The sequence below is a fragment of the Paenibacillus sp. GCM10023250 genome (assembly GCF_042653205.1).
Lineage (GTDB): Bacteria > Bacillota > Bacilli > Paenibacillales > Paenibacillaceae > Paenibacillus_Z.
Genome location: NZ_JBHSHY010000067.1, coordinates 1 through 18589, shown reverse-complemented (window position 1 = coordinate 18589; position 18589 = coordinate 1). Strand labels below are relative to the sequence as shown.

Sequence of the window (18589 nt, the reverse complement as noted above, 5' to 3'; positions counted from 1 at the left end):
CGCAACCGGCACCTACAGAAAAATATGTCACAGCTACATGCTTTCTCCATCTCTCGAAATGGTGGATGGTTGAAAATCTAAGAACGAGTGAGAAAACGTGAGAAAACATTAAATTATAGTGGGAGGATAATGAAAAGATGCCATCGGGTGAAGGATTTGATCCAGATTAACCAAAAAGCTCAATGTGGTGGTCAAACTCTCGTATTGAGTTGAATGGCTAACTGGTCCAGGGGTAATTCGAAGGTTCCAAAAAACCATAATGTAGGGAGGAAGACCTCAGCCATTGGCGCAGGGGGCGATCCCCCACGCTGTGGTAGGGGCGATATTCGGATGAAAGATTATTATTTGAGCAAGATCCACTTGATGAAGATAGCCTTTCAGCAGCAGCAGCGACAGGCGTTGAAAAGCAATACTGTCGTTGGAAAACTGTTGTCTCGATAAGGCTGGATGGGGGGTGCGAAAGCACCTCTTTTTCATTCCATACACACATCAAGGAGGAATTGGGATGTCAATGAAGGAGCTTAACGCACTTGCCGTTCAGGAGATCCGTAATAACTACTTCCTGACCGGTCAAATTTTATCACTCTCCACACGCGACCTTTTAGTGCTCATGATGGAGCCCATCACAAGTGGGCGATCCTTGTCGTTGCTCGCCGACGAATTGCTTCAGCATGGCTTGCGTAGCTTATCCGAGCTTTCAGAGTTTGAATTGTCTATGCGCTATGGGCTAAATGAACGTCAGAGCTTTTTTCTAGCTTCCTTGCTCGAGCTTGGCCGTAGACAGGTTGTCTCTCGAAAGGAAGATCGTGTAACCATCCGGTCCTCGGCAAACGTCGCGGCCTTCATGATGGAGATGCGTTATTTGGAAAAGGAACATTTTGTCTGCCTATTCCTCGACACCAAAAATCACGTAATCGCCAGAGAAACGATATCTATCGGTACGTTGGATGCAGCGATCGTGCATCCCAGGGAGGTATTTAGTGCCGCTATTCGGCATCGCGCATCCTCCATCGTAGCGGTTCATAATCATCCTTCTGGGAATACTACTCCTTCTCCAGCAGATATCGATTTGACGAAAAAGCTGACAGAAGTGGGGGAGTTGGTAGGAATTGAGCTCCTCGATCACGTCATCATCGGGGATGGAGTCCATAGCAGCCTTCGTGAACTTGGACTGTTCTAGGGGGAATTCGTATGCTGCTTGAAGCTAGTGAGACATTCATTTATACCGTCCTTTTGATATTGATCGCGATCCCCGTATCCTCGGTGTTCGTATCACTGTATGCACATCTCCAAGGTCGTTACTTAAATCGGTATTTTATTATTCAACCTCGGAAAAATGGGGGTTATGAACTTCATCAACAGCCCCTTCTTGGCTTTTATTATGCCAGAGAACGGAAGTTCCACAGAATGATTGTGGAAGCAATTCGGATTTTTCAAATGAACAATCCGGATTGTATGCTTGTTGCAAATACGTTGACGTTTGTATCCCGCTCCCGCGGCAGTATGCCGGTGCAAACACCTCGTTCGCTGCTGACGTTCCTGCGCTTTATGGCAGATTTCCTCGTCCTTTTAAACCTTGCGAATTATCGCCGGGTAAAGAGACAGTGGCGAATTGTCCAGCTCATTCGCAACGTGCATCAGAGTAGGCCGGTGTATTACGTGGTGGTAGCGGAACAGCCAGGAGAGCTTTACAACTGGAGTAATTGAAATGGGTTGATGAACAAAGGGAGGGGGGTAGTAAATGACTGCTGCCGGGTTTCCCAACCCTTTGCAATATTGATGGCGAGTTGCTAACTACAAAGGCGGTGAATCTGAACACAGCGAGTAATTGGAGAAACTGAAGATGCTGCTCCTCACAGGGAGTTCGCATTTCGTTCTCTGTGCTGAAAGAGGCTTGTACTCATCGCTTGGAGCGTCAAACCTATGAATTTTTCATCGTATTGATGTATGATAGTTTGGGGTGATGAAATAGGAATGGTAATTAAATCCTTGCAGGTTCAGAATCTTAGTTACCTCAACGAGATTAAGGGTGACCTCGATCCGATTATTAATACGATGCGAAAACAAAATGGGGAAAAATGGCGTGGCACGGCTTGGAGAGGGCCTTTCACAACGATTCGGGGCTATTTTAAGCATGCTAAACTGCTAAAAGGGATCTCCTGGTCTACACTGCCGGTTATTGGACCCATTGTAGTCGGGGTTGGAGCGGGATACTATGCGCAGTGGCCACTGTGGGTCGGTCTGACTGGTGCTGTTTTGCTTATTTCAGGCATTTACTTTGCTTTCGTCCAATCCTATATCTCTAAAATGGCGACAATAGGGCGGCGAGAGTTTCATGTGGAAGCCTTCAAAGCAAAACGGCCTCAGGAGTTCGAGCAAGCATGGGCGCCTTTTGTAAAGAAGCCTGACTTTACCTTTGACGGCTTATATAATCTTGTGAGTGTGGTATTCAGCCAAAATGACCAAGATCCGTCTAGTGTCGCATATGTTGTAGCCTATTCGCAAAGTCAGCATGACGCAATGCAAAGCAGCATCACAGAGCTAAAAACTACCATCTCCGAGCAGGAAAAAGCCATCGCTACGTTGGAAGATGAGCTGGAGGAGTCTGAAAATGCGGTTTATACGCTAACCAAAGTACTTAGGTCAGTGACAGAGAATCAATATCGTTATGTAAATGACTCATTAGTATTTACGGACTTGGATTTTGTTTCAGGTTTCTCGTTATACCGTAAGGAAGGCAATACGCTTAAAATGATCATGAACAAGGGAACTTCAGGTAAGAAGCGTGACCTTGATCTGGATGAAGATATTAATTTTGTTGCTGTAGCAGCAGCGAAGGATGAGGCTGGACAAGCCTATTCCAACAATCCTTACCCGGGAAGGCATGTTGTTGCGTTTCGCATGGACATGCTAGAGGATGAAACGTGGGTGTGGTGTTTCCATTTTGATGATGACGATGATCGTGCGTTGTCTCTCATTAAAAATAATGATATTATTGATTCAAGTCAGATTCGTAGAGTGATTCATGCATTCTGTCTCACGATTCAGAAGCGAATGATCGCTCAGAAGGAGGTTGACTTAAATGCCGGAGCAAAATAATCTTGTGAGTTCGATTCAAGTGATAAAGGATATCCCTCAACAAACCATTATCCAGAAGCGCCGAGAACAGCGGGAGCAGTTGCTGAAACGGATTGGTCAGCTGACTTCCACTTCGGAGCAATCCATCGAGCGTCTTTATGAGTTAACCCGATAATGTACCTTAAGCCCCTTGGGAAACCAAGGGGCTTTTTATTGTTTATTTGATCCGTTCTTTGGCGACACTTGTTACTATTCTCGCTAGAAAGGAGAATAGTATGAGTAAGAAAAAAATCGTTCCATTCTGTCCTAGACCCTTCCCTATCAAAGATCGGACGCAAGAAGAAATTTTAGCTGATCGTCGGGGTAAAAGAGAAGCAATGCTTGAAAAATTAAAACAAAAAAGCAAATAATGTGCTGCATGTAAAAATGGAAAACCTTTATAAGTTTGACTTGTAATGCTGCATAGTAACGAGCGACTTATTATTTATTATGTACATAGGAGAAGGCCATCCTCTTTTGGGATGGCTTTTTAAATGAAAAAATAATATATCGTGAAGTTCGTGGCGACTACAAGGGGAGGACGCCTTTAATTATTACGTAATACTTAAGGCGTCTCCAATTTCACCGAACTTGCATATTTTTAATGTTTTATAAGCTGGCGATTTGAGATTCATGTTGAATACGCAAATTTGTTTTTTGGTTTGATAAGAAGGTCAAAAAAATGAGAGGGTTAACAGAAACATATTGAACGTAATAAAATGTAAAAAATTATCAAGTAATAGGAAGGAAAAAACAGGAATTGTGTCGAAATATCCGTCTTTAGTAAGATATTTTAGTGCTTAAAGAGGAGAGGTTTTATGAAGGATAAGGTTAAAGGTTTAGCGGCGGGACTTCTAATTGGTACTTTAATAACGGGTTCGGCGGCCTATGCAGCGGGGTCATCAACAAAGATCGAAGTGGCATTCCAATCAGTGAAATATATGTTTGATGGCGTTCAAAAAACAGCACCTGACAATGCAATCGTATATAAGGGTCAAATGTATGCTCCTGTAAAATTCATTGCTGAATCGGCAGGTAAAGGATTTTCATACGATAGTAAAAACCATACGGCATGGATTGGAAAAAAGGAAGGAGCTTTTAAATATCTAACCGATATTAGTTATGCAAGGGTTAATGCAAAGTATGAATCATTGATTGATTTTAACCAAAATTACCAACGTCAAAAAATAACCATTGCGGATAATACGTATCAAAAGGGGATCAGCTTTGCTTATTATTCATATGATACGCTTGGTAAACAACCATCAATTGAATACAATTTGAATGGTAAATATAAAAAATTAACTGGTTTTGTTGGTATTGACGATTATACAAAAAATAGTACTGGTTCAGTTACGTATCGATTTATTGGAGATGATAATGAGCTGCTTACAGTAGAAAATGTTCGTGGTGGCGACAATCCTAAACAAGTAACTGTAGATGTAACAGGAGTTCTTAAGCTAAAGATTGAAGTGGAATTTGTAAGCGAAGATTATCAAGATATTTTTGCTGCTTTTGCTGAGCCAAAGTTATTTCAATAATGAATCTAGGGCGCTACAGGAATGTAGCGTCTTTGGTTTACATTTGGTTTGTGAAAGAGAAGATTCAAAAAGTTTCTTGTGTCCGAGGATATCATGCATTCGGGGTTTTGCTGTTTGTACCTATGGGAGGGAAAAGTGGTAATACACAATAAGGCGTCTAATCAGATGTAGATGTAAAAGTTATCCACAGACTATAAATCTCTCACCTCATATGTTTCTATTTCTGTATACTATATTTGTAATGTTTATAGATGAATAAACTTGTTAAGAGAGCGAGAAAACGAAGCCCTATCTAGGATTAACGTGCTTAATGTCCGTAGAAACGGGACCAAATGTCCGTAATAAGGGAATAACCTGTCCAAAGGAACGGGACCGAATGTCCGTAGAAGAGGGATGAATTGTCCGTAGAAACGGGGCTTAATGTCCGTACGAACGGGATTATGTCCGTACAGACGGGGCGATATGTCCTTAAAAACGGAACGCGGTACATCAGCTGCTTTTTAATGTCCGCAAAAACGGAATGAAGGCAAGTTTGTCCGTAGAAACGGGGCAGTGAAGGGGCTTAAGGTTAGCGAAATGTCCGTACAAACGGAATTTGGAGGTCTTGGGCTAGCTCTTCTATGCCATATATGTCTGTAAAAACGGAACGAACGATTCTCGCAGCCTAGTTTCATAACTTGAATGTCCGTAGAAACGGGACCGATCCAGGGAAAGTTTCTCGTAGTATCCATGCTATGTGCCTCGACGTAGAGTTAGAACCTTGGAATCGTATGTGTAACGATAACCCGCGTCACGGCTGGGTTCCGTTTCTACGGACATATAAATGCCCGGTAGTGGGGGATGGCTGAAAAAATAATTTTCGTTCCGTTTGTACGGACATATTCAAGACTGTTCGTTTCCCCAGATTGTTTCTTCCCGATGACATCGGCGTTTAGCGGCATTGACCCATTCGGATGTGGTTCCGTTTGTACGGACATTACGAGTCCCCAGGAAAAAGCTCCTTTTTCTACCATTTCACCTCTGAACAAAATAGGCTATATTAGGATTGGAAGGGGGATTAAGGCTATGGTAGAGCAGGTCACGGACCAAGAAGAGTTAGATGTAGAGCCTGATGGCCAATTGGCCCTTACAATGCCTGAATCGGTTGAGGCGAACATTAAGGACTACTACTGGGTCAACCAGTCCAGGGAAATCATTAACGCGCAGCAAGACCTTGACCTTACAGAACGGCGATTAATCTTCTCTCTTGTTTCTCTGGTCCAACCGGATGATGAAGAGTTTAAAACATATACGGTTTCGATTAAGGATCTAGCCAATCTCATTGGGGTTGAAGGAAAATCGTTTTATGAGCGGGTTGAGCGTGCGATCGATCAACTGCAGTCAAAGCAGTTAAAGCTGTCCCATGAAAACACGCGGCAAAAGATTACGTGGGTACAGAGTGCGACCTATAAGGACGGCGAGGGCCGCGTTACGATAAAGCTATCGGAAGATCTCGCGCCATTCTTCCGGAACCTTAAACGTGCGTACACGAAATTTCGATTGAAGAATGTACTGAAATTGAAATCGGAATATAACTGGCGATTGTACGAATTGTTGAAGGAACGGGAATTTCGTAAAGAGCGGATCTTCAAAGTGAAGGAGCTGCGGCATCTCCTCAACATTCCGGATGACAAATATAAAATGCTGAAGCATCTTCGCGAACTGATTGACCGGGCGAAGGTGGAGCTTGAGGAGAAGACGGACATCAGCTTTACGTACGATATCCATAAGCGTGTTGGCCGGTCCGTAGAGTCGTTCATTTTCCGGATCAATAAAAACACGAATAACCAGCATAGCGATCAGGAAGAAATTAATTACGATGCGGAGAACCTGCTGCAGATGCTGCTTGAAAACGGCATTCACCGTAAAAAGGCGGTTCAGCTCGCGAAAGCATATCATCCGTTCTATATCGAGGAGAACATTCGCCACGTTCGCTCCATGAATGCGGGACAGTCGATTCGGAATATGGCAGGCTATATCGTGAAGGCCCTCGAAGAGAACTATGCCAACTCGCTGTATGACACCCCCATTGATGATCCGATGTTTGGTCTCGAGCTACGGAATGTGGAGCAAGGGCTTGAAGAAGCGTCGAACACTGATATTGAAGTGTTTAATGCGATCGTCGCCAACTTTAAGGGCATGCTTCATCGGTTAAGTGACCCCACACCTGAGCGTCTGAAGGAGATTGCCGAGGAGCGGGATCGTATGCTGATTGAAGCACTTTCTACCGTTCAGAAGAAGCGTAAGGCACAGCGCAAACCGCCGTTGCTCTATGATGATATTGCAGGGGATCCGTACATGAAGGCCATCTATGAGAAGTGGGAAAATTCATCGTTGCCGTTCTAGCAAAGAGGCCCGCCTCAAGCGCGCGGAAAGGATAGTCATCGTTCGCTCTTGCCCGGGCCTGGAAGTCATTGTATAATTGAAGTATGACGAATCAACAATGATTTTCTTCGTTTATTTCTTTAAGCGAAGACGGAGCAACGCTTTAGCGAATAGGTACGGTACATAAACAGGAGACCATTAGAACATGCGTGAGACGTGTGTTCTTTTTTGCGTCTCCTGTTTTTTTGTGCCCAAAAACGAGGAGGAAATTGGGATGAAGGTTGAACGCGTCATACTTCTGAATGGAGGACTCTCCAAGTACTTGCTTACTTCATGCGGTCGGCGTTTTATTCGGTGTTTTACGGAAGCGGACGGTAGCTATGCGGAATACTTTCTTGAAACCCCGGATGAGCTTCATGTATTCACGTCTAGCGAGATGTTGTCCGTCACGAGGCAAGATGGTTTACATGTCGGAATCTATGAGGGAAGGTTGTTCCCAGAGAGTGACTTCCGTTCAGAGGGAGGTAATTGGAGCGGACCGTTTTTCGTTCATTGATAGTAAGAGCAGGTCAGCGCGAAATGGGCTGCGCGTGGCCATGGTATGAGTGTGATCGTGATCTGGAGATTGATTGGTAGCTGCTATAGTGATTGACGAAGGATAGATAAGGAACTATCGCAATTGGGAGCCCCATACGTACTCCGGCTGAGCGGAGATGAGATGAATGTTGTCTCTCGCTCAGCGCGGGAGACCTATGGAGGTAATTTGAAGATGGCCTTAAATCCATTATCCCTGGTTGACTATTTTTCGGATACGTTTGCCGGTATGGGCGAGCTTTCGGCTGTTATTTTGCCCCGTACTGCTGCTTTGCCGGATACAGGACGCAAACAATATTCCTACGATGTGGGGGAAGAACTTGCTGGAGCCCGTAAGCATACTGCCTCGTTGTTAAATTTCACCGCTGAATGGTATGCGGCGCTTGAACAGGATCCCGCACATGCTTTCGAAGCCATTTGCAAGGATGAACTCCTTGGTGCCTTCCCAGTCCAAGAGTATCGGGAGAAGGGATTTACGTCAGAGGCTGCGTACGCGATCAAACAAATTTGGGATCGCGTTGGCCAACGTCCGGATGACCATGCTATTGCCCGCGAGCACTTTGTAAAAGGGATTGCAGAGCTGAAGCGGGTCTTTGCCGAGGCGTATTCCAAAGAGGCCTTTCGTAGCGCGTTTTACGCGCTTCAGGCGGACATGAAGAAGGCAACATGGTCGCAGGAAGACCGCCTGCTGCGCAAGGAACCATCCGTTGCCAATTACGCTTTTTGGTTAGCGCTAGGGGACCGTTTCAAGCGGACGTTCATATCTGCAGGCCCTGGAAAGGAAGCGGCATACCGAAAGATTTTCGATAAAGCCTTTTCCTCCATTGAAGGACAGGATTGGAAATGGATAGAGCCCAAAGCTCGAGCTGCGAGGAGCAGATCGAGAGACCGCTGGGAACGGCTCGTGCCAAAAGAGGTGGTCCGTCTTTCAAAGGAGCCTTCCGGCGTAGAGAAGCCGGACGACCTCTTGACGCATTACGGTTACCGGGGAATCCAGTTTGGTCATTGGATGGAGGATGCCGCCGGCCGTTATCACGTGCTTTGCAGCGGAAACGCCCATGCGGACCTTGCAGCCATTTTGAACATTCCACGTCGAGCCATCAGCTTTTACAGCGCTACAGGACTCGCTTTTGGAGCTAGAGGGGCTGGAAAAGCAAGTGCTCATTTTGAACCGTTTCTAAACGTAATCAACCTTACGAAGATGAATGGTGGTGGGGCGCTCTGCCATGAGTGGGCGCATGCACTCGATTTTAACCTGTATTCCTGGTCGAATGGATTCGCTAACGGAATGAAGGCGCCGATGTCTGCTTGCGAAGCGAATGGCTCCCAGGCGTCCCATTCGATCAGGTCCGCGTTTGTTCGTTTGATGAAGCAAATCAAAGAAGGCAATGGGAGGATGCGGTATGCTGTTCCTGCCGTATTACCTCCGCGACATGGAAGATACGGCTGGGAGATAAACCGGAACCTTGCACTTGCTGGATATGACGTATCCAGCGCACTCTTATCTCTCAAAGGGAGTAACCGGATTCGAAGCAGGAGCAAGTGGATTGCACTTGGTCTGTATTACTGTCAGCTGCTTAAAGAGGCCGGCATGGAGATACCGTCTGAATTCTTCATTCCAACGGACTTTAGTGCCTATTATCTTGATGCGAAGGCACGCGGCGCGTACTGGCGCCGTGATCACGAGCTCTTTGCTCGCGCGTTTGAAGCTTGGATAGAGGACGAGCTAGTCGAACGTGGGATGACAAACAGTTACCTGGTCAGCGGTACCCGCTCCGAAGGTCCATATCCTCAGGATGCAGAGCGAATGGCGATTAACGCGGCTTTTCGCGAATGGTGGGGGGTTCTGCTTGCCTCCGGCGTCCTTCAGGACGAGCAGAATTGGAGCAGAGGCTAACCGTTGATAGGGGGAGGACATCGTGCCAGAAACTAGACGCGCTCAAATCCGTAGCGAAATTGAACGCAAGCGCGAAGAAATGTATCGGCTCAGCGATCGGTTTGGGATACAATCCGAGATCGTGATTCGAATATCTCAAGAACTCGATGGTTTACTGAATCGCTATGGTCAATTGGGGAAAGTAGTGAAAACGTAATTCGAACAGCAGGCTGCTAATCAGAGCAGCCTGCTTATTTTTTTATGAGCTTGGGCCCACCCATTTTGCTAGAAACATGCATCATAATGGAGGCCAGTTTCTTTGCTTGTTCCGGGGTCATCTCTTTTCTAGCAGCCATTCCTATCACTCCTCTGAATTGGTTACTATTCATCATCGACCGTTCCTGCAGCGAATATACACCGGACGAGCGTTCTATTCGCAATAGGACTGCTCATATACTTGTCTCAAATGGAATTCTGGAATTTTGACCGTTACGCTATCAGGAGAGGGAGGCCAGACCCATGGTAAGCAGTCTAAACGGCATTTTTAGGCCGGCAAGCGATAATCCCGCTACACCGGATAAAGCACAGCCTCTCAGAGCGCAGAAGCCTGCTGCGGCGCCAAGCACACCACCGGCCCCGCAGAAGCGGGCTAAACCGCCCACAGCGGCCGCAGAAGAGAAGCCGAAGGTACGCACGCGTAAAGAGCGTTCTGATAAGAAGAAGGACATGAAGTTCCCGGTTACGCCAGAGCAAAGGGAAGAGCTGCGAAAGCGTGCAAGCGAATTAAGAATCGCCGATCGTAGGCCCGAGATTAAATATGAAACGATCTCGAATACGGAAATTCTGAAACAGGCTTTGGAGCATTATTCGATCTTCCCCGAGCGGTATCCACCGCTTGTTTATAAAGATACCGGCCAATACATGCACGCCGAACTTTTGCTTCCGGATTATACGGAAATCGAGGTACTTGCCAGAAAGTTGAATCTCTCCATACGAAAGACCGTCTACCGGTTGATTATGAATTACATTTACCGTGGGGATGTGGATATACATGCGTATCGAAAGAGTCAGCAGCAGTCATCTGAACGTTTCTGAGAAGCTGCGGGGCTTAAACGGCGGGTTTACGTGGAGCGATTTGTTTAAGCGTTCGAAACGGGTAATTCGCCTAAAGGTTCGAGCGGAAGAAATCGATTTTACCCGAGCGGAAGTATTTATCGGCGACATAAATAAGAAGACCAAAGGGGCATTTGCCGAGTTGACGGTGGAGCATCTCGTCCATATCCTGTACGCGGACTTTTTGCTGCACATCCGTGAGAACCTCAGCGAGCGCAAGGAGACAAAAGATAGCGTGACCATGGAGGATACCGTAAAAAGTCTGCAGCAGAAGCGGCTCTTCTATTTCCCGCGGCAGCGAAGCGGGGAGGCAGTTAATCAATTTGCGTCGCCAAAAATGTGGGCATTGATGGAGGTTCAGTTTTTGCGCGAAAATGTCAAGCGGGGCGAAGTGTTCTTATATGACGCCGAAGCGACGTTTCCTCCATTTCAAATGGAAGTCGATGAGTTGATCTCGATCTTGTTTGTCGATTTTATCGCGCAGCTGCGCCGCGGGAATCAACAGGTGTTAATCAATGGGCTTATCGATCGATTCCTATCGCATGACTTTGATTGATGATATAGAACTTCTTAAACCTTAGTTCTTCTTAAAGATTGTATTTATTTGGTCTCAATTATTGAGATAGCCTATCTCAGACTTTGACTGAGGCTGTCTCAAAATTTGACACCTGGGTTTCGCCTATAGTTTTCTGATCCCCCTATCTCAAAATTTGATAGGCGAGATTTTGGCCTTATTTTCGGGTATCAAAAATTGACAGAGGGTGCCTGTCCGAATTTTATATGCTGGGTGTCAAATATTGAGATAGGGGTATCTGTTTTTTATAGGCAGCCTATCAATTATTGAATCCTAGTTAAATGATTGATCAGCTTTCCTAAGCTAAGCTTCTTCTTTAATTAGTAGCATGCAAAACAGTCTTTACAACTTCGTAGCGTCGCCCGCATTTCTAAGATGCAATAACGTATCGATGGAGGAATCGGAACCGACGGGGCGTCATGCTGCGGATATGCTAGGCCAGTATGATCCTGAGAGCACACGTATTCTATTTACTAAATAAAAAGTATAAGTAATAGAACGCCGAGTGGCGTTCTTTCTTAATTTATGGAACTTTTTGGGCATTCCGGCGTTTAACGTTTAGAGGTGATGATCGTGACTGATAAAACCAAGACGTATATCTTATTCGGAATTTAATCTGCCTAGCAATTATTGCGTTTAAGCCAGTACCACAATTTAGCTTTAATGCTCCACAGTCACCTGCTCCAGGTGAAGCAGTTGTCCAACTGAGCGAAAATAGAATAGCAATTGTGGATAATCGTACTACGTCAGGTCTTCATGGAGAAGTATTTGTTCTTGAGTTTGATGATGCGAAGAAAAGTTTTAATCTTATTGGCCGTTACAACTATGATGATTTTTTTAGCAATCCAGACAAATATGCAAATCCTTGAGTACTTCATGAATCATAGACCAACTGACTGGAGGAGAAATGTGATGTTCTTTAGAGGTCGTGTAAGACCAAGTAAGTCCGCTTCCTTAATGGGCATGATTGTGGGGGCAATCTTTGTTGTAATCGGATTAACCATTGTTTCGAATTTCGGTTGGTTTGGGGTCGTCTGGACCCTCCTCGCGCTTGGAATCACAATTGGGCATGCGGTTAATTTTTTTGGTAATCGCGGGGTTTCCTCATGGGATGTTGAGATACCACAGCCGGAGCAAAGCGAGCTTCACAACGGACAATTAGAAGACTTCGAAACTAGATTGCGCCGACTGGAGCGACTTAGAGATGATGGTCTTATTTCAGAAGAGGAGTACCAACAGAAGCGATCGGAGATGTTATCAGAAAAATGGTGACTAAGCCTACCTTCACCATTCTTTGGGATGAAAAGCACACGACACGTGGATTAATTCATATTATCGGCCCTTCCAACCTTGGTTGTAGAATTTATTGTAACAATACAATAGTTATTAAATTTCTCGATAAATAAGGCGTAAAGAACGATTTCCTCATTAAGAATTGATGCAGGTGGTGATAGCAGTAGTAAAAAAACTGACCTATTTATTTTGTTTCATAATGACAATCATTTTTGTCGGATTAATATGGTACTTTACTTATCCGCTCAAAATTCAGCATGTTATGAAGTATTCAAATAAAATTGAAAAAGTCGATTTTGAGATAAGTTCTAATGGTAAATTGGATCATTACTCAGTATCAGGATCAAACTGAGATACCTAAGTTAATGGACTCAGTCACATACAGTCGGCATCTAAGAACATATAAAGGGAGCACCGAGAATGTAATTTTCATGGTTATTTTTTATCGGAATCGTGATGAGGTTCAAGACAATTATTCCTTTGATATGAATGAATCTGGTGTAATTCTTAGCGAAAACAGACAGTACCAAATGCATGGAGATACAGAATTGGTATTTAACAGCCTTGCTAAATGGATCAAGGCTGAAGGTGTTTACATTGAAAGTCAGTAAAGTCCTGCTTTGTTGAACTCTCTCGTATGGATTTTGACTAGTATCCATTCCCTGAACTGCAGGTCGTAAGTTCAAATCGTATCGTGCGAGCTACAAACAAGTCAGCCAGCCTTTGATAATCAAAGGTTTTTCAAAATAAGCGTTCAAGGGAAAAAAAGAGCCGTTGCCGGCTCCTACGAAAATGCTTCAAGCGTTTCGATTTTAATATCCATAATTGTTTCATCAATCGGATGGAGTGCCTCCAAAATCTTGACTTTATACCGATTCGTTAGAAAGTCGGTCACCATATCGTGTGGCGTATAGATCGTCAGAATATCATTCCGCTTTATGGCAAATGTTTTTGAAAACCAGTTGTCATAGGAAGGCTTAGAGATCTTGTTTCTCATTTCCGATAAAACCGCCTGCCAGCGCACCTTGTCAGCTTCCAATTGCTCGCTTTCGAGGATCCGCCGTTTGAGTGCAGCCTCCTTATCTATCTCAAACAAGGAGAGCTGCCTTGTTTTACGTCGGACGTTCCCTTTTTCAATGAGATCATCATAAAGGCTGCTATAATCGACACTTGGATCGAGATCGAGTTCGTGTTCGCAGGTCGTTAAGAGCTTAGTTAAGTATTTTTCATGATCGACTTGCAGCACTTGAGGGAGCTGGTCGCATAGCTCTTGCGAAAGGAGCGGGACCTTCTTTCGTACCTTAAACAATGGGCTTTCATTGGTATTGTTCAAGTCGGCGTTTTGGACATTAAAATGATAAACGAAGCCATGATCCTCTAGGATGCTGAGATACTTTTTTACAGTGTTACGGCTCATTTTCATCTTATACGAGATGAGCTCGAGATTCGGCCAACAGAAGTCTTTTTCACCGTAGCAGTATCGCTTCAGGTGCGCATAGAGTGCGATCGCTTCTGCTCCAAGAATGTAACCCCAGTAGTCAAACATGTAGTTATTGATGATTGTCATATGGCCGTCGACATAAGGCACATTCTGACCATGCTTGTCCAATGAGAATTTGCGTATATCTTCTTCGTTAAAGTAGATCCGCTCCAGCTCTTCTTCAAAATAGGCTTGGGGCTTATCTTTGACTATTCGTGTCTTCGGGGTTCGGTTTCCCGTAGGACGTTCACGATAGTAAAGGAGACGAGCAGAACCTTCCTTCAGGTTTTTCTTCTCTGACATAAAAAAGTCTCCCTTGCGCCACCAAAAAAGGCAATACTCAAGAGAGAGAAGAGGCTTTATTTTTCAAAAACGATATGCTAAAATAAGCTCATACCGAGTTTGTGTAATAAAGCTTCTACTCCTGAACTATTCATTGTCTAAACGCTTGGCGGCCGGAAGACAATGAATATAACCTGGTAGGGGCTTTTTTTATTTGATTTTGAGGACATTCGGCTTTCTTTCGTGCTGTAAGAAGGCGAATCGTATACTAAAAAACACACATGAAATGTGTGCAATAAGTTAAAGGTCAGCAATCAACATCCGTAGAGGTTGACTTGACCCCGGTAGCACGCAAAAAGATTATAACCTACTTCTTTAATTTGGGTAAAGCGAAATATGGCGAATCATGGCGTTGTCGAGGATCTGGTCTAGGCATGCTGCATGTTAACATAGGATTATGGCGTGACACACAAAAACCTCGCTTTAGTTTTTTAGCTGAAGCGGGGTTTTGTGTATCTATAGAAGCACAAAGCTGTCGCAGGCATACTTTACCTATTTTCTGTCTAGTGCTATAATTCTAGTATTACAGCAACACTCGCTTTATTTTCTTCGTTGTTAGATTTTCGACGAGGATGGAGAAGCCTTAAGGCATTTAAAGTATGCCAATGGAAGCTCAAGGACTTACACGACACGTATGTCCTTTTTTTTGTTTCCATTCCATCGAAGACGCATTCGATTGTTGAATGCGTCTTTTTTTATTGGCAATTTGAAGCTGATGCTCTCTGCAGCACAGGGGTAATTCGAAGATTAAAAAATGGAGGTATGTAGAATGGGGAACCAAGGACAAGAGCGAAACGGCTTTCCTTTCTTGGCGGGTGAGGAGGCCGAACACGTTAAACGTATCGCACTTGAGAAGAAGGCACTTGCACATTCGACAATACAGTCGGTGTATCAATCGATGGCAAATGAATTCCATAAGCACATTCGGCTGCTTCCGCAAAAGGAAAAGGTGATGGACAAGCAGTATGCTCTTACTGCCGAACAAAGGCAGTTTGGTCTTTACTCCTACCATGGAAAAACGTATGTCGAAACATTGCGGCCGTATGTTGATGTGGAAGGGCGAATCGAGCAGATGATCGCTGTTCACAAAGTCCATGAAGAGAGTTATGTCATTCATACCTTTCCAGAGCAAATCGGTGAGCAGTGGGTCATGACATGTCAATTTGAAGGGTTGAATAAATACGGTCAGCCTTTTAAAACAATTGAGCGTTCCATCATTGGATTTGGCGCAACTTCGGGCGTAGATTCCACCAACCCGATAGAAAATGCTTCGACAAGCGCGGTTGGTCGCGCGCTTTCGCATGGGGGGTATGGAAATATTGGCGGAGGTCTCTCTTCGTACGAGGACATTTATATGACGAATACCCGGCAGAGAGCTCATGAAAAGCTGAAGAACGAAGGCCGTCATTCCGATCCGGTTGCAGGGCAGCCATTTGGTCAAAACGGAACTCTTACTGACGAAGAAGGACAACCGCAAGGAAGCGAGCAACAGTCGCATGGAGGTGAACAATCTGCGTCGCATGGGAATTCCGATCGTTCGCAAAGCCAGAGCAACGGCAGCCGAGGCTCGTCTTCTTCGAACAATGGGTACCCAACCCAAGGACCTGCCGGGCAGCATGAGAAGAATCGTAAGCGGGAGAAAAACAAATTTGTCAGCCGGTTTTTGAATGGCACCAAGAACTGGGATAAACAGGACTTGAAGAACAAGGTCCAGGCTGTTCTCCAAATTACTTCTTGGGACGGCAAGTTTACGTCATTCTCTCTTGATCAATTGCAGCTCCTTGAGGAGCGCATGGGCACGATTCTTCAAGCATCATAAGAAAAGGAGTTGGGGCATGAAGCTACGCAGAATAAAGCACGAGGGATGGTACGAGCTCCAGTCCCCATGTCCGATTTGTGGACATAAAGGCTGGTGCCGGATAAACCGCGAGCAAACGGTTGTTTATTGTATGAGGGTGCCAAGTGATGATTATTTCGATTCCATTATTGGCCGTCAATTCCGGCATGTTTTAGATTCCAATGCCGTACCGAAAATAAAGGTTGAAATTAATGTGAATAAGGCTGTCGATAAGAAGCTCGATCATCACCTCAACCGCGTTTACCGTGCCTTACTGAAGGAGCTCTCGTTATCCCCTGAGCATTACTCGCATTTGATTCATGATCGCTTCTTTGAAGAGAAGGTTATTCAGCTTCGCGAGTATCGAACGATGCCCGTTCAGGAACGTTATAAAATTGCCAAGAACGTCATTAGCCGACTGAGCGACAATAGCGATCTATTGGGGGTGCCGGGTTTTTTTTGCCAAGAGGGCCAATACGGCCCCTACTGGACGATGGCTGGCGGAATGGGTCTCATGATCCCGTTCCGTACCATCTCGAATGAGATTACCGGCTGGCAGATCAGGGTAGATAATCCGCCTCTGGAACTGGATATAAAGGGTGCCATGACGGGCGAAATTTTGGAGGAACTTCCGCGAGATCAAAGCGGGAAGCGACGGGCGAAGTGTTCAATCATGGTTCAAGATAAGCCGGTGACTGTCGAGCTCACCGAGAAGAATAAAAAAGAGATTTCTTCAGCATCCGGCCAATTTGTCTTTAGCGTGGAGCTCAAGCAGGGACAACGATATTGGTGGTGGAGCAGCGGTTCAAAGGATAACGGCGCGTCCATTGGCGACCCGCTTCCGGCACATCTCGCGTTGCCAAGCCCTTGTTTGAAATACTGGAAAGTCGGGGATACCGCGGATACCATAGTCGATTGTTCGGAAGTCTGGGTAACAGAAGGGGCGCTAAAAGCTGATAAGGCTGCGGACGGGCTAGTTAAACCGGTCTTTGGTATACCAGGCGCCGGTGCGTTCTCGCTATTGCTTGAACCGCTGAAGGCACTAGGTTGTAAGCATATTATCTTTGCTTATGACGCGGATGTTGTAACTACGAAGGAAGTTGAGATGGCCCTCGGGCAGTGCGTTGAGTATTTCGCAAAGGAAACCGAAATGCAGCTCAGCCTTGCTATGTGGGACATTTCGCTCGGAAAAGGCATTGACGACTTGCTAGACCATGGGTATCTGCCGCAAGTGTCCACGCTTCTAAGGTGAGTAAATGATTATTAATGGAATTGTAGGAAACTGATGCCCACCTTTTAGGTTTGCTAAACGTTTCCCAAAGTTCCAATGGCTGAAGCGGGTAGGCATGCCGTATGCGCCAAGGTGTCGATAATATCGGAAGGGCAAATTTCGTATCGCATCGGGTAGAAGTTAAGCCCGAGGCCTGTGATCTCGGGAATTTCAGCAATGGCACTTCCAGATCTCTTGAATCAATGGACGGCATATGTATACCTCCAATGGTAAGTTCCAAAACTGAGATTAAGCAGGGAATTATGTTATAATTCGGGTATTAGCACGGGAATAAACTTGATTTTACTTCAGACATACGGCAATCGATCGAACAATTCGATACGGATATAATCAACAGATAATGAATCCGAAGGAGGTGGATCCCGGTGTCGAATACGGATGAGAAGAAGCCGAACACCTATCAAGACTGGTTGTCGTGGGACGGAGTATGGGAACTAATTAACGGTAAAGCCTACAATATGTCGCCTGCTCCAAATGCGCTGCATCAGTTCATCGTTGGAGAGCTGCATTTCGCACTGCGAACGTATTTTCAGAATCAGAGCTGTTATGTGTTCGTTGCGCCGTTTGATGTGTTCTTCAGCGAAAGTGACCAATATGATACTCCCGAACATGTGACGCAGCCGGATTTGTCTGTCGTCTGCTCTAAGAATCAGATTTCGAAGAATGGCTGCCACGGGGCGCCAACAATGATTATCGAAGTGTTGTCGCCATCAACAGCGCTAAAGGATTTTAATGAGAAGTTCAATCTTTATCAGAAATACGGAGTCCAAGAATATTGGATCGTCGATCCCGGAAATCGCACCGTCCATGTGTATGCGCTGCAGGATGGATTGTATCAAGTGCGGAAATTATATACGGAACAGGATAACGTGCAGTCGAACGTGTTTAAGGAGTTGCAGATTCCACTCAGTAAGCTGTTCAGTCTGGAGACTTAACTTAATGAAGCCGATTCCTACAGGAGTCGGTTTTTTAATGCTCCGAATTAAGCACCTTGGCGATACAAAGCTCAATTCGTTTATGATGTGCTGATCATTACTCTTACGGACAGCATTCCTATTATGAAGAAATACGAGGTTTGAGAAATAAAAAGACTCCTTGGTATGATGTTAAGGGGTCCACGACGCTGGCCGGCTGAACGGATCCCAAAAACAAACCAAGGAGAACACA

General features: G+C 45.2%; 17 protein-coding genes and 1 pseudogene. 16 read left to right on the top strand and 2 right to left on the bottom strand.

The genetic code is table 11. From position 1 onward, the window contains the following. Positions 1-505: 505 nt before the first annotated feature. From radC to ACFPB1_RS26465, 13 genes are all read left to right on the top strand, one after another. Positions 506-1180 carry a RadC family protein gene (gene radC, locus ACFPB1_RS26525; protein WP_208848614.1) on the top strand — a complete coding sequence of 225 codons (675 nt, stop codon included), beginning with the start codon at positions 506-508 and terminating at the stop codon, positions 1178-1180. Positions 1181-1191: 11 nt separating this feature from the next. After that, positions 1192-1707, top strand: coding sequence for a hypothetical protein (locus ACFPB1_RS26520; protein ID WP_379229200.1), 516 nt, complete (start codon positions 1192-1194; stop codon positions 1705-1707). A 267-nt stretch (positions 1708-1974) separates the two neighbouring features. Further along, positions 1975-3099, top strand: coding sequence for a hypothetical protein (locus ACFPB1_RS26515; protein WP_208848612.1), 1125 nt, complete (start codon positions 1975-1977; stop codon positions 3097-3099). Continuing rightward, positions 3083-3253, top strand: coding sequence for a hypothetical protein (locus ACFPB1_RS26510; RefSeq protein ID WP_379229198.1), 171 nt, complete (start codon positions 3083-3085; stop codon positions 3251-3253). The genes ACFPB1_RS26515 and ACFPB1_RS26510 overlap by 17 nt, the downstream gene beginning before the upstream one ends. Positions 3254-3353: 100 nt before the next feature. Then, complete coding sequence (locus ACFPB1_RS26505) at positions 3354-3488, top strand: hypothetical protein (protein WP_379229196.1); 135 nt, start codon at positions 3354-3356, stop codon at positions 3486-3488. 447 nt (positions 3489-3935) lie between these two features. Further along, positions 3936-4658 (top strand): NPCBM/NEW2 domain-containing protein, encoded by a 723-nt coding sequence (locus ACFPB1_RS26500; RefSeq protein WP_379229195.1) that lies wholly within the window; start codon positions 3936-3938, stop codon positions 4656-4658. 1065 nt (positions 4659-5723) lie between these two features. Next, entirely contained in the window at positions 5724-7043 is a 1320-nt protein-coding gene (locus ACFPB1_RS26495) for a replication initiation protein (RefSeq protein ID WP_208848610.1), read from the top strand. A gap of 748 nt (positions 7044-7791) precedes the next feature. Beyond that, positions 7792-9513, top strand: coding sequence for an LPD1 domain-containing protein (locus ACFPB1_RS26490; protein ID WP_379229193.1), 1722 nt, complete (start codon positions 7792-7794; stop codon positions 9511-9513). 22 nt (positions 9514-9535) lie between these two features. After that, positions 9536-9709, top strand: a complete 174-nt coding sequence (locus tag ACFPB1_RS26485; protein WP_379229192.1) for a Spo0E family sporulation regulatory protein-aspartic acid phosphatase — start codon at positions 9536-9538, stop codon at positions 9707-9709. A gap of 302 nt (positions 9710-10011) precedes the next feature. Beyond that, positions 10012-10587, top strand: coding sequence for a hypothetical protein (locus tag ACFPB1_RS26480; RefSeq protein WP_379229190.1), 576 nt, complete (start codon positions 10012-10014; stop codon positions 10585-10587). Continuing rightward, on the top strand, positions 10544-11161 hold the full coding sequence (locus ACFPB1_RS26475) for a hypothetical protein (protein WP_379229189.1): 618 nt from the start codon (positions 10544-10546) through the stop codon (positions 11159-11161). The genes ACFPB1_RS26480 and ACFPB1_RS26475 overlap by 44 nt, the downstream gene beginning before the upstream one ends. A gap of 801 nt (positions 11162-11962) precedes the next feature. Beyond that, positions 11963-12451 (top strand): SHOCT domain-containing protein, encoded by a 489-nt coding sequence (locus ACFPB1_RS26470; protein ID WP_379229201.1) that lies wholly within the window; start codon positions 11963-11965, stop codon positions 12449-12451. 452 nt (positions 12452-12903) lie between these two features. Next, positions 12904-13083 (top strand): hypothetical protein, encoded by a 180-nt coding sequence (locus tag ACFPB1_RS26465; protein WP_379229188.1) that lies wholly within the window; start codon positions 12904-12906, stop codon positions 13081-13083. Between the two features lie 173 nt (positions 13084-13256). On the opposite strand, the gene ACFPB1_RS26460 is transcribed toward ACFPB1_RS26465, so the two are convergent. Further along, on the bottom strand, positions 13257-14255 hold the full coding sequence (locus ACFPB1_RS26460; protein ID WP_379229187.1) for a helix-turn-helix domain-containing protein: 999 nt from the start codon (positions 14253-14255) through the stop codon (positions 13257-13259). 808 nt (positions 14256-15063) lie between these two features. Here ACFPB1_RS26460 and ACFPB1_RS26455 point away from each other — a divergent pair. Together ACFPB1_RS26455 and ACFPB1_RS26450 are read left to right on the top strand one after the other, a co-directional pair. Next, positions 15064-16113 (top strand): hypothetical protein, encoded by a 1050-nt coding sequence (locus tag ACFPB1_RS26455; RefSeq protein ID WP_379229186.1) that lies wholly within the window; start codon positions 15064-15066, stop codon positions 16111-16113. 16 nt (positions 16114-16129) lie between these two features. Beyond that, positions 16130-17383, top strand: a complete 1254-nt coding sequence (locus ACFPB1_RS26450) for a hypothetical protein (RefSeq protein ID WP_379229185.1) — start codon at positions 16130-16132, stop codon at positions 17381-17383. 42 nt (positions 17384-17425) lie between these two features. On the opposite strand, the pseudogene ACFPB1_RS26445 reads toward ACFPB1_RS26450, so the two are convergent. Further along, a pseudogene (locus ACFPB1_RS26445) lies at positions 17426-17580 on the bottom strand (SpoVR family protein); the annotation flags it as partial. 207 nt (positions 17581-17787) lie between these two features. Between ACFPB1_RS26445 and ACFPB1_RS26440 the strand changes: the two are divergent. Further along, positions 17788-18357, top strand: coding sequence for a Uma2 family endonuclease (locus ACFPB1_RS26440; RefSeq protein WP_379229184.1), 570 nt, complete (start codon positions 17788-17790; stop codon positions 18355-18357). Positions 18358-18589: the final 232 nt, after the last annotated feature.